This window comes from Mesorhizobium sp. M7A.F.Ce.TU.012.03.2.1 (genome assembly GCF_004006095.1).
GTDB lineage: Bacteria > Pseudomonadota > Alphaproteobacteria > Rhizobiales > Rhizobiaceae > Mesorhizobium.
Map to the genome: position 1 here is coordinate 6,178,902 of NZ_CP034779.1, position 14,907 is coordinate 6,193,808.

Annotated in this window: 12 protein-coding genes; 7 read left to right on the top strand and 5 right to left on the bottom strand. The window is 62.5% G+C overall.

Annotated elements, in window-relative coordinates; translation table 11 throughout:
• Positions 1 to 24: 24 nt before the first annotated feature.
• Positions 25 to 897 carry a phytanoyl-CoA dioxygenase family protein gene (locus EJ079_RS30660; protein WP_236382848.1) on the top strand — a complete coding sequence of 291 codons (873 nt, stop codon included), beginning with the start codon at positions 25 to 27 and terminating at the stop codon, positions 895 to 897.
• 89 nt (positions 898 to 986) lie between these two features.
• On the opposite strand, the gene EJ079_RS30665 is transcribed toward EJ079_RS30660, so the two are convergent.
• Positions 987 to 1,886: a LysR family transcriptional regulator gene (locus tag EJ079_RS30665; protein ID WP_127810990.1), complete on the bottom strand. Its 900-nt coding sequence runs from the start codon at positions 1,884 to 1,886 to the stop codon at positions 987 to 989.
• 128 nt (positions 1,887 to 2,014) lie between these two features.
• Here EJ079_RS30665 and EJ079_RS30670 point away from each other — a divergent pair, with 128 nt between their 5' ends.
• From EJ079_RS30670 to EJ079_RS30685, 4 genes are all read left to right on the top strand, one after another.
• A complete protein-coding gene (locus tag EJ079_RS30670; protein WP_127270479.1) occupies positions 2,015 to 3,652 on the top strand; it encodes an ABC transporter substrate-binding protein in 1,638 nt (545 codons plus the stop codon).
• Positions 3,653 to 4,307: 655 nt separating this feature from the next.
• Positions 4,308 to 5,510, top strand: coding sequence for an alpha-2,8-polysialyltransferase family protein (locus tag EJ079_RS30675; RefSeq protein ID WP_245481763.1), 1,203 nt, complete (start codon positions 4,308 to 4,310; stop codon positions 5,508 to 5,510).
• A gap of 187 nt (positions 5,511 to 5,697) precedes the next feature.
• Positions 5,698 to 6,066 carry a hypothetical protein gene (locus EJ079_RS30680; protein ID WP_127810991.1) on the top strand — a complete coding sequence of 123 codons (369 nt, stop codon included), beginning with the start codon at positions 5,698 to 5,700 and terminating at the stop codon, positions 6,064 to 6,066.
• Between the two features lie 183 nt (positions 6,067 to 6,249).
• Positions 6,250 to 6,465 carry a hypothetical protein gene (locus EJ079_RS30685; RefSeq protein WP_127810992.1) on the top strand — a complete coding sequence of 72 codons (216 nt, stop codon included), beginning with the start codon at positions 6,250 to 6,252 and terminating at the stop codon, positions 6,463 to 6,465.
• A gap of 261 nt (positions 6,466 to 6,726) precedes the next feature.
• On the opposite strand, the gene smc is transcribed toward EJ079_RS30685, so the two are convergent.
• From smc to EJ079_RS30700, 3 genes are all read right to left on the bottom strand, one after another.
• Positions 6,727 to 10,188, bottom strand: coding sequence for a chromosome segregation protein SMC (gene smc, locus EJ079_RS30690; RefSeq protein WP_127810993.1), 3,462 nt, complete (start codon positions 10,186 to 10,188; stop codon positions 6,727 to 6,729).
• A gap of 105 nt (positions 10,189 to 10,293) precedes the next feature.
• Positions 10,294 to 11,037 carry a DsbA family protein gene (locus tag EJ079_RS30695; protein WP_127268828.1) on the bottom strand — a complete coding sequence of 248 codons (744 nt, stop codon included), beginning with the start codon at positions 11,035 to 11,037 and terminating at the stop codon, positions 10,294 to 10,296.
• Positions 11,038 to 11,200: 163 nt separating this feature from the next.
• Positions 11,201 to 11,701, bottom strand: coding sequence for a DUF721 domain-containing protein (locus EJ079_RS30700; RefSeq protein WP_127268827.1), 501 nt, complete (start codon positions 11,699 to 11,701; stop codon positions 11,201 to 11,203).
• A 53-nt stretch (positions 11,702 to 11,754) separates the two neighbouring features.
• Here EJ079_RS30700 and mutY point away from each other — a divergent pair, with 53 nt between their 5' ends.
• Positions 11,755 to 12,927, top strand: coding sequence for an A/G-specific adenine glycosylase (gene mutY / locus EJ079_RS30705; RefSeq protein WP_127810994.1), 1,173 nt, complete (start codon positions 11,755 to 11,757; stop codon positions 12,925 to 12,927).
• The gene (locus tag EJ079_RS30710; RefSeq protein ID WP_127319723.1) at positions 12,920 to 13,531 is read left to right on the top strand and encodes an HAD family phosphatase; all 612 of its coding nucleotides are present in this window, start codon (positions 12,920 to 12,922) and stop codon (positions 13,529 to 13,531) included. The genes mutY and EJ079_RS30710 overlap by 8 nt, the downstream gene beginning before the upstream one ends.
• Before the next feature lie 66 nt (positions 13,532 to 13,597).
• Here EJ079_RS30710 and EJ079_RS30715 read toward each other — a convergent pair whose 3' ends face one another.
• A complete protein-coding gene (locus tag EJ079_RS30715) occupies positions 13,598 to 14,731 on the bottom strand; it encodes a site-specific DNA-methyltransferase (RefSeq protein WP_127268824.1) in 1,134 nt (377 codons plus the stop codon).
• Positions 14,732 to 14,907: the final 176 nt, after the last annotated feature.

The following is a 14,907-nucleotide window of genomic DNA, read 5'->3' on the forward strand; positions in this document are numbered from 1 at the left end:
TCACAGACAGGGGTTGTCACGGACATGCTGACGGACAGGCAGGCACGCGAGGCGGTGGAGCAGTACCGCGAGGAAGGATACGCGGTCGTTCGACAATTCGTCGACGGCGACGAGATGATCCGGCTGAAGAAGGAAACCGATGCGGTCTATGCCGAAGGCCTCAAGCATCACGCCACCTTCCGGCACGGCAACCTGAATTTCCAGATCCTGCCTGAATCGGACTTTGGCCAACGCTATGTGCTGCAGGCTTACTGGTTTTCCTGGATCAATTCCTATTTCGAAGAATTCCGCCGCAATCCCGACTATCTGAAGCTGCTCGAGAGCCTGATCGGCCGTGACATAAGGCAGATCGCCCAACAGCTGCACTGGAAGCCGCCCGGCGCCAATGTCACGGGTTATCGCTTCCACCAGGATTTGCGCTTCCGTAACCAGGCGGCCTTCGACAATGTCGCCGACGCCACCGTGACAACAGGCCTCGCGGTCGATCGGGCGACGCTGGACAATGGCTGCCTTCAGGTCGTGCCCGGCAGCCACAAGCTCGGCTATCTCGGCCTGTCGGACGAGGGAACCGGCGAGCTGATGAAGGGCCTGACCGCCGAAGAAGAGTTGCGCAAAGTCGGCATCGACCCGGCGACCATCGTTCCGCTGGTGCTAGAGCCGGGCGACCTTGCTTTATGGGGGCTGCTTACCGTGCACGGCTCCTCGCCCAACAAATCGCAGCACGACCGGGCCTTTGCGCTGTCCAGCTATGTGCGGGCCGATACGACGCAACGTGGCGAATGGGCGTTCAGGGACGGCGTTTCGGTGCCGCTCGGCAAGACGCCGGCACTGTGCAAATACGAAAAGCTCTTCGAGGAGCCGGGACCGATGTACGACACCACCGCCTGGTGGAAATGACGCTGCCGCGTCGGGCGACGGGGGCAGAGGGGGCCTGGCGTTCGCGCCAGGCCCCTGGCGGCGTTGGCCATGGACAATCGGGCAGCATTTCAGGCGGTGAAGTCGGCCGACAGTTCGCGGATCAGGAAATCGACGAACGCGCGCACCTTGGCCGCAATATAGGTGCGGTGCGGATAGAGCGCGTAGATCGGGCTGGAGCCGGGGCGAAACTCATCCAGTTGCACTTCCAGCCGGCCGTCCCTGATCGCAGCGTCGACCAGGAGGCTGGGCAGGTTGCCGATGCCGAAACCGGCGGTAGTCATCTGGTAGGCGGCCTCGACGCTGTTGGTCGAGATGCGCCCGCCGATAGCCGCATCGAAAGGGCCATCGGGTCCGATGAATGGCCACGTGCCAAGGCGCTTGGCGAAATTGCTCAGCACGCAGGAATGGCTTGCCAGCTCATCCGGGTGGACCGGACGGCCGTTTGCATCCCAATAATCGGGCGTGGCGCAGACATAGTTGCGGACTTCACCAAGCCGGCGCGCAATCAGGGCGGAATCCGCCTGACCGCCGAAGCGGATGGCCACATCATAGCCTTCCTCGACAATGCCGACGACATAACGCGCGGTGAGGTCGAACTCGATCGTGGTGAGCGGGTTTTCTTCGAGGAATTTCGGCACCAGCTTGGTTATGCGCGTGTGGCCCAGAACATTGGAGCAGGAAACCCGGATCAGGCCGCGCGTCTCCTTGTGCAGGCCGCGCGTCGAATCCTGCAGTTCGGATATGTCGTCGAGCAGGCTGCGCGCACGCGGAGCATAGTCGCGGCCCGCCTCGGTGAGGCTGAGACGCCTTGTGGTGCGATTGATGAGCCGGACGCCAAGGTCGTCTTCCAGTTCCTTGATGGTACGGCTGACGGCCGTCGTCGACATGTTGAGATCGCGCGCCGCCGCCGACAGGCTGCCCAGCAGGCAAACCCGATCGAACACCCGCATCGCCGTCAGAAGATTCATCTTGCCTTCCCCTCGCCGTCGCGGCCCCGCCGCCATCGGCTGCGTCCTGTAGAAAACAGCGCCCAGCAACGACGCGGCAAGGGCATTCCACCGAATTTGGGCGTAAAATCAACAATGGGAGAACCGATATGACATCCAGACCTCTTCATCCCGCGATCGGCACATTTGCGAAAGGCGCGAAGAGCGGCGCGCTTGGCCGCCGCGAGTTCCTGGCGCTGGCCAGCGCCTTCGGCGCCAGCACGGCGATTGCCTACGGGCTCATCGGTCAGCCGGTCCCGGCGCGAGCCGAGGAAGCCGTCCAACCCAGGAAGGGCGGCGTGGTGCGTGTTGCCATGCAGGTGATGGAGCTGGAAGACCCGCGCAAGTTCAAGGTTTCGCAGATGGGCAACATCGCCATGCAGTTTCTCGAACCGCTGGTGCGCTGGAAGCCGGATTTCACCTTCGAGCCGGTGCTGCTGCAGAGCTGGGAGATCAATGCCGACGCGACGGAATATGTGCTCAAGGTGCGCCCGGGGGTGAAATGGTCGAACGGCGACGATTTCACCGCCACGGATGTTGCCTTCAACATCACGCGCTGGTGCGAGAAGGATGCCGCCGGCAACTCGATGGCCGGGCGCATGACCGCGCTGATCGATCCCGACACCAAGGTGGCGCGCACTGGCGCCATCGAGGTTCGCGACGGCCACACCGTGGTCCTGAAACTGTCTCAGCCCGACATCACCATCATCCCAGCGATGACCGACTATCCGGCATTGATCGTCCACCACACATTCAATCCGAAGGCGGCGCCACTGTCGGCCAACCCCGTTTGCACGGGCCCGTTCGAGCTTAAAAGACTCGATGTCGGCGTTGCTGCCTCGGTGCGCAAGCGGCCGGACGGATCGTGGTGGGGCGGCGAGGTGTTCCTCGACGGCATCGACTGGACCGACTACGGCACCGACTCGGCCGCCACCGTCTCCGCATTCGAATCCGGTGAGATCGACCTGAATGGGCAGACGCAGTCCTATGACGTCGCCATGCTCGACAGGCTGGGCCTGAAGAAAAGCGAGATCGTCACCGCGGCCACCCTGGTCTCGCGCTGCAACGTCAACGCCAAACCCTATGACGACAAGCGCGTGCGCAACGCCATACAGCTTGCGGTCGACAACGAAGCGGTGCTGCAACTGGGCGCCGACGGCATGGGTATCGTCGCGCAGAACGATCATGTCGGACCGATGCATCCCGAACACGCCGACTTGCCGCCGATCAAACGTGATCCGGTCCGGGCCAGGGCATTGCTCGAGGAAGCCGGCCAGCTCGATTTCGAATTTGATCTGATCTCGGTCGAAGCCGATTACCGCAAGGAAAGCTCCGATGCCGTCGCCCAGCAGATGCGCGACGCGGGCTTCAAGGTGAAACGCACCGTCATCCCGGAATCGGCATTCTGGAACGACTGGACGAAGTATCCCTTCGCGACCACCAATTGGAACGCCCGACCGCTCGGCATCCAGACCTATGCGCTTGCCTACCAGACCGGTTCGGCATGGAACGAGACAGGGTTCGCCGATCCCGACTTCGATGCCAAGGTCCACAAGGCCAACGCCATCGCCGATCCGGAGCAGCGCCGTGCGGTGATGAAGGAACTGCAGGTCATGCTGCAGGATTCCGGCATCATCGTTCAGCCCTACTGGCGAAAGCTGTTCTGCCATATGAAACCTGCCTTGATGGGCTACCAGATGCATCAGGCCTATGAGCAGGATTTCACCCGGGCCTGGCTCGCGGCCTGATCGCGGGCAACCCTTCCGACAGGCGGCGCATTTTCCGGCGCCGCCCATCGCCTGCTCACCGGGAAAGTTGCGCCGAAGCGTCGGCATCAAGGGCGTTCGAGGAGCAGTGCGGGCTTCGCATCGGGCATGATGCGCAGGTGCGGCCACACGCGCCATACCTTGGCAGGTCGGCCGGAATCCCGGGCCAGCGCACCGGACCGGCTGGCACATCAAGCGTGTGAAACATTCTGGTTTCCGCCTCTGTCATCATCAAGCTCCGGTTCATGGCTGGAGCTTACTTTTGAAAGATGGAAGTGAAACCCGCTTTCCCGGGCAACGACCTTCCCGAAAACCGGGAGAATTCGCGCTCTTGGTGCCGACAGGAACCGAAGCGGCAAGATCGAGCCGCATGAGCGGTCTGCCGCCGCCTGATGTTTAGAGATCTCAGGTCTCTGCCGCTCAATCGAACTGAATTCGCCTGCTTATTGCGCGGAACTCCAGCCTGTCTCGGGCGTTGGACGCCAATATCTGCAAGATATTTTCCGGTCGACGACAGGCAGTATTATGAAGCTGGCGAAACGCCCCGAGCCACACACGGTCTTCGGACATGAAGCAATTTTGCGGTTGAGATCGCGGAACATGCGGCGTTATTTCCATCCTATCTGGAGACCTTAAATTGCCAGTTCGAATATGCTGCGTCTTTGGCAGCTGGCAATTGCTCAGCCTGGTTGCCTCTCTTCGCCAGTCAACAATGGATGGAAGCTTCCCGGCGGGTGAGGAGCATGAGGATTACCTTCTGCTCTATGAAACGGCCGGCGTTTCCGAGCATTTCAAGACCGGTCTTGCTGAACTTGCGTCGACAGTATGGACCTGGAAACGGATCATATGGGCATACGACCTTCTGACGTCCGAGCGTAAATATGGGCAACTGCAAATTTTCCGGATTCATCGTCTGATCCGAGACACAATTGGCATCGACGCGAGTTCCGCGGTTGAAATCTGGGCCTGCTTCGTTAACCGGCCATCGGAAAAAATACTGCTGGACTCATACCCAGAAGCCAAGATCGTTTTGTATGAGGATGGCTTGACGTCATACCTTCCATTCGAAATATCAACCATGTCACGGCCGCCAGGCACCAGGTTTAGACGGCGCATCACCGGAGCCTTGATTGCAGGACTCTCTACAATTTCACCGGCGTTCCGACTGAGGAAAGCGGCCGACAAGATAGAAAGACACCATCTGAGACGGGTGACAAAGTTTTATTCTTTGCTCCACGAAATCCCCATTCACGATGCTCTGGAGAACGTACCAAGATTCCAGGTCGGCGCTTCGCTGATGCGCGACGTAATAGATGAAGCCTGCAGGGATGCGCTTTCCGACGGCAATGAACATTGCCGTGCGTCAGCCAACCCACGGATCCTGCTGCTCGGCCAGGCATTGTCGCGAAACGGCATAATGTCGTACGCGCAAGAGGCGGCGATCTATAGACGCATTGCGGAGCAGATCGTTGAGAGAGGATACGACGTCGTCTGGAAGGAACATCCCAGAATAAGCACGCCCTTCTTCCCCGAATTGCTGGATACCATCGGCAATGTGACGGCCGACGCCAGCACCAGGATCATGGAGGCGAACCTTCCGCACATATATCCGATAGAGCTTGTCGTATCCCGGATGAACATTGTTGGGTGCGTCTCCGGCACGTCAGCTGCCCTTCTCTACCTGAAGTGGCTTTACGGCATCAAAACATACACATTTGCGGAAACCTTGATCCCCCTGATGACTGGCGCGGATATTCTAATGAGCGAAATGGTGAAAGCCTATGCGGAGCCCTTTTCAGCACTCCACTCTTTGAACGAGACGCAGACGGGAATCCATTGAACGGCGGCAACGCCGCGCTACGTCCCGGCGCATCAAGACCAGGATGAGGCGGAACAGACCTGGCTGAAAAGGCTCAAGCAAAAATTGCGGCTTTGAAAGACAACGCCGTCGATCTGAGTTTCAGCCTGAACCGCCAATACCGAGCTGGTTTCGACCTTCGCGGCGGGCAGGCACAGATTGGAGCAGAATGAGACTTCATCCAGCCGCCGAACGGATTGCTTTTTTCAGCACGCTTGTCGCTGTTCTTGTCCTTGCACTGGTGCCTATACCCGGACTCGAGGAGTACGGGATCGATATCGGTTTCCATTACGACAAGCTGAATCACGCCAGCGCCTTTGCCGTCATGACTTTCCTTGGAGGGCTCGGCTGGCCTGATCGCAAGGTCAGGCTGATCGTCTTCCTTGCAGTTGTTGGAGCGGCGATCGAGGTCCTCCAGGGCACGGCGCTGATACGACGTGATCTGGACGTGTCCGACTGGGTTGCCGATTGCGTCGGCATCGCGTGTGGCCTCGTGGCCGTGATCTGTGTGAACTGGATCTTGCGGCGCAGAGGTTGAGCCTGTTCTCAAGCCTTTGTGCACGGGGCCGATAGCCAGAGGAGTTCGCCCCCGGCTCCATTGACTCGGCGAAATCGGATTGCAACGGTCCGATCCGAGAGTGGGCGGTTTTTTCTACCTTGGCCGGACAGATGAAGCTTCGGGCGCGGCACCCAGGAAGCGCGCCATCAGTATTGAGGGACGATGACGATCAAGATCAGGCTTCCGGGTGGTGTGTTGAAGGTCAAGCAACGTCATGAGTTGCGGCGACGGGAGCACAAGGGCGAAGTCCCGGCCTGGCAGTTTGGCAAATATTTCGTCATCTGGTGGCCCAGTACAATTCCCGATCGACCCTCCAAGAGCTCGAATACTAACGAGGAGCTTGAAATGAACATTCCGTCGACTGGAGAAAGCACGTAAGCTCTATGCATCATGGCTTTGCGAATCAGATTGCCGGGGGCACACTGAAGGTGAAGACCTACCGCGAACTGCGTGATCGCGAGCGGGATCGCAGGGTGCCTGTGCTGAAACTGGGATCGCTCTATTTCGTCTGGTCCTCGGCCAAGCATCATTCGCACAGGCACAGTCCGCGGCCCTGACATTTTTTTGCCGGGCGAAAACCGCTTGCACACTTTTCCTGAATTGCTCCGGAACGGCCCTTCGCAGGCAGCGCGACCTGGGTCAGCTTGCCTCGCGCATCGCCTCGGCCGCCTGCAGATCCACCGACACCAGTTGGCTGACGCCCTGCTCGGCCATGGTCACGCCGAACAGCCGGTTCATGCGTGCCATGGTGATGGGATTGTGGGTGATGATGACGAAACGCGTCTCGGTGGTGGCCGCCATCTCGTCCATGAGATTGCAGAAGCGTTCGACATTGTGGTCGTCGAGCGGCGCGTCGACTTCGTCGAGCACGCAGATCGGCGCCGGATTGGTCAGGAACACCGCGAAGATCAGCGACATCGCCGTCAACGCCTGCTCGCCGCCGGACAGCAGCGTCATGGTCTGCGGCTTCTTGCCGGGCGGGCGGGCAAGAATTTCGAGGCCAGCCTCGAGCGGATCGTCGGATTCGATCAACTGCAATTCCGCCGTGCCGCCGCCGAACAGATGCGAGAACAGCCGCTGGAAATGGCCGTTGACGACCTCGAAGGCGGCCAGCAACCGCTCGCGGCCTTCGCGGTTGAGGCTCTGGATCGCCTGCCTGAGCTTGCGGATCGCCTCAATGATGTCCTCGCGCTCGGAGACGATCGCCTCCAGCCGGTCGGATAGCTCCTTCTGCTCCTCCTCGGCGCGCAGGTTGACGGCGCCGAGCCGTTCGCGCTCGATCTTGAGCCTGTCGAGTTGACGCTCGATCTCGGCCATCTCAGGCATCGGGCTGTCGGCCTCCAGACCGGTGTGGCGGATGACCAGATGCGGCGGCGTGTTCAGCGTTTCCTGGATGCGCGCCTCGATCTCCAGCCGGCGCTCGTCGGCCGCGGTCAGCCGCTCTTCGGCGCGAACGCGGGTCTCGCGCGCCTCGGCCAGGAACTGGATGGCGCCGGTGGCGGCCTTGTCCAGTTCGGATTGCCGGTTCTCCGCTTCCTGCAGACGGTCGGCTGCCGCCTTGCGCAAGCTCTCGGCCTCGGTGAGCTGCGACAGCAAGGCACGCCGCTTGGCGTCGATTTCATCGGGAGCATCGGCCAGCCGCTCGCGTTCGGCCTCGGCCTCGGCCTTGCGTTCGCCGAGCGATGCGATCTGCGTCGAGGCGTTTTCGGCCCGCTCCAGCCAATTGCTGCGCTCGGCGCCAATGGCATCGAGCCGGCGCGCGCGCGCCTCGGCTTCGCGCCGCAGCCCCTCATGCACCGCGCGCGCATCGGCAAGCGCGGCGCGGTCGCGGGCGACATTGGCCGAGGACTGTTCGAGCTGCAATTGCAGATCGCCAAGATCGGGCGCGTCCTGCAGCAGCATTTCCGCCTCGGCGAAGGCGGCCGAAATCTCCTCATGGCTGTCGACGATGCGGGCGCGTGCCTCATCGAGTGCGGCGCGCCGGCTCTGCAATTCGCCGCCGGCCCTTTCGGCCTCGGCCAGCGCATTGCGGGCAGCGTCCAGCCGATGCTGAGCGTCACGACCGGCCTGGCGCGTGTTGCGCTCGGCCTCGCTTGCCAGGCGGAGCGCCTGTTCAGCCTCTCCCAGCGCATCCTCGGCCTGGCGCAGGACGAGCGTCGCTTGTATCGCCTCGGCATCGAGCTCAGCCAGCCGGTTCTTCTGCGCCAGCCGTTGTGCTGCGGCGGTCGGCGCATCGGCGCTTGCGGTAAAGCCATCCCAGCGCCAGAGCGCGCCTTCACGGCTGACCAGCCGCTGGCCGGGAGCAAGCAGCGACTGCAACCGGCGGCCGTCGCCGGCGGCATCGACGATACCGATCTGCGCCAGGCGGCGGGCGAGCTGTGCCGGCGCGTGGACCACGCTGGCCAGGCTTTTAACGCCTTCCGGCAGAGCCGCGTCGCCGGGCTGGATCGCACTTTCGCCCCAATGCACCGGCGCGCTGCGGTCAAGCGGCACGTCGAGGTCTTCGCCAAGGGCCGCACCCAGCGCCGTTTCGAAACCGCGATCGACGCTGATCTGCTCCAGCACGGCCGGGAAGAGATCGCCGCTGGCTGCATTCAGGATTTTGGCCAGCGTGCGCGCTTCGGTTTCGATCCGCGCCAGCTCGGCCCTGGCATCCTGAAGCGGTGGCCGGGCAGAACTTTCCGTGGCGCGGGCATCGATGACAGACTGCTCGGCCTCGGACACGGCAGCCTCGGCCTCCTCCAGCAGCGCCATGGCCTGTTCGACCAGCACCCGCTTCTCGGCCGGATCGGGCAGGCCAGCGACCTTGGAGAGTATCTCAGACAATTCCCGGTCAACATCGGCAAGCTGGCGGGCGAAGCGGTCGCGGCGCTCGGCGGTGTCGCGCAGCGTCCGTTCGATCTGGTTGCGCGAGGCGGCTGCCTCGGCCCGTTCGGCTGTCAGCGCGGCGAGCTTGGCTTCGCTTTGCGAAAGCGTCGACGCCGCCTGTTCGAACGCCGCACGGGTGGTGGCTTCGCGTTCGGCGGCGCCGGCATTTTCCGAATTGAGTGCTGCCTCTTCGGTGCGAAGGCGCTCGAGAATGTCCGCATTGTCGCGGACCATGCGCTCTTCACGCGCGATATCGCCGTCGAGCTGCTGTAGCCGGCGCTCGAGTTCGCTCTGGCGGGCGCGGATACGGCCGGCTTCCTCCTCGATCTGCGACTTGGCGATCGACAAGCGCTGGAAGGCAGCGGCGGCGGCGGCTTCCGCGTCGCGCAAATCCGGCAACCGGTGAGCGCCGATACCTTGCTCCCTGGCGGCGGCCATCTGGGCCGCGGCGCGGTCGCCGACAAGGGCTGTCGCAACCGCCAGCGCCGAACGCGCCTCGCCTTCCTGGGTCTTGGCCAGTGTCCAGCGCAGATGCAACAGCGTCGCTTCGGCCTTGCGAATATCGGCCGACAGGTTCTTGAAGCGGGAGGCCTGGCGCGCCTGGCGCTTCAGGCTTTCGATCTGGCTTTCCAGCTCGCCGACGACGTCGTCCAGTCGTTCGAGGTTCTGCTCGGCCGCCTTCAGCCGCAGTTCTGCCTCGTGGCGGCGGGTGTGCAGGCCGGAAATGCCTGCTGCCTCTTCGAGCAGCGCGCGGCGTGCCTGCGGCTTGGCCTGGATCAGTTCGCCGATGCGGCCCTGACCGACCATCGACGGCGAACGCGCGCCGGTCGACTGGTCGGCGAACAGAAGCTGCACGTCCTTGGCGCGCGCCTCCTTGCCGTTGATACGGTAAAGCGAGCCGGCCTCACGCTCGATGCGGCGCGACACCTGCAATTCGTCGGCATCGTTGAAGGCAGCGGGCGCCGAGCGGTCACTGTTGTCGAGGAAAAGTGTGACTTCGGCGGTGTTGCGTGCCGGGCGCGTGCCCGAGCCGGAAAATATGACGTCGTCCATGCCGGACGCGCGCATGTTCTTGTAGGAGCTTTCGCCCATCACCCAGCGCAGCGCCTCGACAAGGTTCGACTTGCCGCAGCCGTTCGGCCCGACAATGCCGGTCAGTCCGCGTTCGATGACGAACTCGCCGGGCTCGACGAAGGACTTGAAACCGAGGAGGCGAAGGCGCGAAAACTTCATTCGCGCCGCCCACTAAGCGGATTTCCGTGGTTTTGCGATGAGAATTCGCGGCACGACCGGAAGCCGCGCACGCCGAAGCGCCGCCGCCTCAGGGCTGACTGGACGTCAGAGCAGAGGGTCGATGATGGCCGACATTTCCTCAATCGACATCGCCCCCTTGTAGGTCTTACCGTTGATGAAGAAGGTCGGTGTCGAGTCGACCTTGAATTCATTGGCGCCACGCTTCTGGACCGATCTCACATCGTCCAGAAGTTTCTGGTCCGTCAAGCAGGCCTCGAAGGACTCCTGTGTAAAACCGGCGAGCTTCGAGATTTGCAGCAGTGCATCCTTGGTGTTCTGAACGCCAGCCCAGTTCGCCTGCTGCCTGAACAGGACGTCGACCATAGGGTAGTAGTTGTCCTTGGCGCAGCGCGCCAGCATAAAACCGGCTTCGGCACTCGGATCGAACGGGAATTCGCGCAGGATGTAGCGCGCCTTGCCGGTGTCGATGTACTTGGTCTTCAGGTCCGGAAAGGTGGTCTCGGCGAAATGCGCGCAGTGCGGGCAGGTCATCGAGGCGTATTCGACGATGGTGACCTTGGCGTCGTCCTTGCCAAGCTGTTTGTCGGGCAGCGCACCCGGCTTCATCAATTCCGCCATGTCCACGGTGCCCTGGGCTTCCGGCGCGGTGGCGGCGGCCGGCGTGGCCGGCGTCGCGGGGGCGGCCGGGGCCGCAGGCTTCACATCCGCGGCCTTCGCCTCCTCGCCAGAGTCGCTGCAGGCGGCGAGCAGGGCCACCGCCGGAATGGCGGCCAGCGAAGACAGGACGTTTCTGCGAGACAAGCTTTGGCCAAACGGGGGACGGTTCATACGAATCACCTGACAAGGGTTGGATTTTGCAATGCAAAGACACGAAAAGGCGAGAGTTGGCGCGAATTAAGGCATCTCGATCCCCAATCCAATCGCGAAACCTGACAAGGGCGATCACGAATGCGAGATATTGACTACGAATCCATGACTTTCTTCAAGACGCCTATGATTTTCTCTCCCCGATAATGGTCGCGCCAAGTTTCTCCAGCGAGGCGCGCAGTTCATCATTGTCGACGAGGCCGACAGTTCCCGACAATTTCGTCTTCTCAGCCGCCGTCAGCGGCCTCAGGGCCGGTTTGCGCCTTCCTTTGTCGGTTGTCACCGGCTTCTGCAGGATCCTGATGCGATTGATGGCGGTGAAGCCGAGGAAGGCGTTGACCCGGTTGATGATCTCGCCCGTCTCGTGCTGCAGATGAAGTGCCGCCATGCCTTCGCAGGCAATGACCAGCACGGCCGGCTCGAACGGATCGTCCTCATGCATACGGCGCGGCCATTGGATTTTTTCGGGGCGCGAATGGCTGGCCAGCCGCGGGCCGGCGATCTCGTCCCATGACTGGACGAGGCCGATCGAAATGCCAGCCCGCTTGCGCAGCACCGGATCGAGGATCCTGGTCGCGAGATCGCTGACCGGGACGGGATTGCCGTAGGGCGTTCTGCCTGCCATGTACGTCCTCCAGCCAAGACCCCAGCAGATACCGGCCAGGCCGATACAGATCAATGGCACCAGCAGACCAGACCCGCAAGACCGTATCCTGGGATAGTGGCAAAGCCGCATCCGGGGATAGCAGCAGAGCTGCATCCGGGCATATCGCGTCCCGCCTGCTAGGCTGGTACGACGTGCATCACCGTGAATTGCCGTGGCGCATCACGCCTCGTGAGCATGCGCGCGGCGTGCGGCCTGATCCCTACCGTATCTGGCTCTCCGAGGTCATGCTGCAGCAGACCACCGTCGAAGCGGTGAAGGCCTATTTCCGGATTTTCGTCGAGAAATGGCCCGATGTCGAGGCCCTGGCCGCGGCGCCGGCGGAGGACGTGATGAAGGCTTGGGCCGGGCTCGGCTACTACTCCCGCGCCCGCAATCTCAAGGCGTGTGCCGATCTTGTGGCCGCGCGTGGCGGCCGGTTTCCCGACACGGAAACGGCTTTGAGAGAACTGCCAGGCATCGGCGCCTATACGTCGGCGGCCATCACGGCGATTGCCTTCGACCGTCCCGCCGCCGTTGTCGACGGCAATGTCGAACGCGTCATCTCCCGGCTGCTTTCGATCGCAACCCCGCTGAGCGAAGCCAAGCCCGAAATCCGTGCCCATGTCGAGCGCATGGTGCCCGGGACAAGGCCTGGCGACTTCGCCCAGGCGATGATGGATCTCGGCGCCACCATCTGCACGCCACGCCGGCCGCGCTGCATGCTGTGCCCGCTGCGCGAAGACTGCAGCGCGGTCGTTTCAGGCGATCCCGAGCACTTCCCGGTGCGCCTGCCCAAGGCCGACAAGCCGCAGCGGCACGGCGCGGCCTTTGTCGCCGTGCGGGCCGACGGCGCCATCCTTCTGCGCAAACGGGCGGAGAAGGGCTTGCTCGGCGGCATGACCGAGGTGCCGACGACGGGCTGGACCGCGCGGATCGATGGGGCAACCACGGAAGCGGCCGCGCCCTTTCCTGCCGACTGGCGGCATGCGGGCCGCATTGCGCATGTCTTCACGCATTTCGCTCTCCAACTCGAAGTCTTTCACGCTCACATCAAAGGTGATGCGCCAGACGGGCATTTCTGGTCGCTCGCTCACGAGATTTCCGGCGAGGCGCTGCCGACTGTCATGAAAAAGGCAATCGAGGCTGCGATACCCGGCGCGACGAAAAAGCCGTCGCCACACAGTGCAAAGAGGCCCCATGACTGAAATACGCCACATCGTTTTCGACATCGGCAGAGTGCTGATCCACTACGATCCCAACATTCCGTTCAGCCGCCTCATTCCGGATGCCGAAGAGAGAAAGTGGTTTTTCGACAATGTCTGCACGCATGATTGGAACATCGAGCAGGATCGCGGCCGCACCTGGGAAGAGGCCGAGGCGCTGCTGATCGCGGACCATCCCGATCACGCGGAAAACATCCGCGGGTTCCGCCGCCACTGGCACGAGATGGTTCCACATGCCTATGACGACAGTGTCGCCATCATGCTCGGTCTGATCGAGAGCGGCCACGACGTGACCATGCTGACCAACTTCGCCAGCGACACGCTGGCCGAGGCCCGCGAGCGCTTCGATTTCCTCAATCGTCCACGCGGCGTCACCATCTCGGGCGAAATCGGCATGATCAAGCCGGATCGCGGCATCTACGATCACCACGTCGCCGCATTCGGCCTCGAACCGGCGGCCACGCTGTTCATCGATGACAGCCAGAAGAATGTCGATGGCGCCAAGGCGGCAGGCTGGCAATCGGTGCTGTTCACCGATGCAAAGGCGCTTCAAGCAGACCTCGAACGTCTCGGAATTAAGGCCTGATTTGAATCACTTCGCGCGATCCGTTGAGCCTTTGAATCAACGGCATTCGAAGCAATTGGCAGGGGTTCAGGCCCCTGCCCGCTCCATGCCGAGCCGCGCGATGCGGCGCAACTCGTCGATCGGGGTCAGGCCGCCGCTGCGCTCATAATGCCAGAAGGTCCAGCCGTTGCAGGCGTCCAACCCCTGCACTTCGGCGCCGATCTTGTGGATCGAACCGGCGCTGTCGCCGATCGCCACAGTACCGTCGGCGCGCACCTTGGCGGCCCAGCGCTTCTTGGCGTCGTAGAGCGTCGCACCCGGCATCATCAGGCCGGTGTCGATCAGGCTGACGAAAGCAACGCGCGGCTCGGCGCGCTTGCCGGTCAGCACGGTGAGATCGGCGCCATCCAGTGGCCGCACCGCGTCGATGCGCTCGTTGGCGGCGTCGATATAGGCCTGCTCGCGTTCGATGCCGACGAAATGGCGGCCGAGACGCTTGGCCACCGCGCCCGTGGTGCCGGAGCCGAAAAAGGGATCGAGCACGATGTCGCCAGGTTTGGTCGAGGCCATCATGATGCGGGCAAGCAGCGCTTCCGGCTTCTGCGTCGGGTGCAGCTTGTCGCCATTGTCGTTCTTCAGCCGCTCGCCGCCGGTGCAGATCGGAAACAGCCAGTCGGAGCGCATCTGGATATCGTCGTTGGACGCCTTCATGGCTTCGTAGTTGAAGGTATAGCCCTTGCCCTTCTGGTCGCGGGTGGCCCAGATCATCGTCTCATGCGCGTTCTGGAAGCGGCGGCCACGGAAATTCGGCATCGGGTTGGTCTTGCGCCAGACGACGTCGTTGAGGATCCAGAAGCCGAGATCCTGCATCTTGGCGCCGACACGGAAGATGTTGTGATAGGAGCCGATGACCCAGATGGTGCCGTTGGGTTTCAGCACCCGGCGCGCCGCCAGCAGCCAGGCCCGCGTGAAAGCGTCATAGGCCTCGAAACTCTCGAACTGGTCCCATTCGTCATCGACGGCGTCGACCTTCGACTGGTCGGGGCGGTGCAGGTCGCCGTCGAGCTGCAGATTGTAGGGCGGATCGGCGAAGATGACGTCGATCGATTTTTCGGGCAGCCGGTCGAGCGCGGCGACGCAGTCGCCCTTGAGGATCGTGTCCAGCCATTCGGATTGCTGGGGGGCGTGGGATAGCTCGTCGAGAAGACGCACGGCAGACATTCTGACACCCAGGGCACGCGTTACTGTTTACTCCTGGTTATGGTTACCGATCAGCGTAAATATTCCGTGAAGGCCAAGGCACGGGTGGGGCGAATTTGCGAAGGCGGCCCTGTTGGTGTATGCCGCGCCGCCTGAGCCTTCCGAGGCCGCTTCGCCCTCCCATTGTCCGGATCACC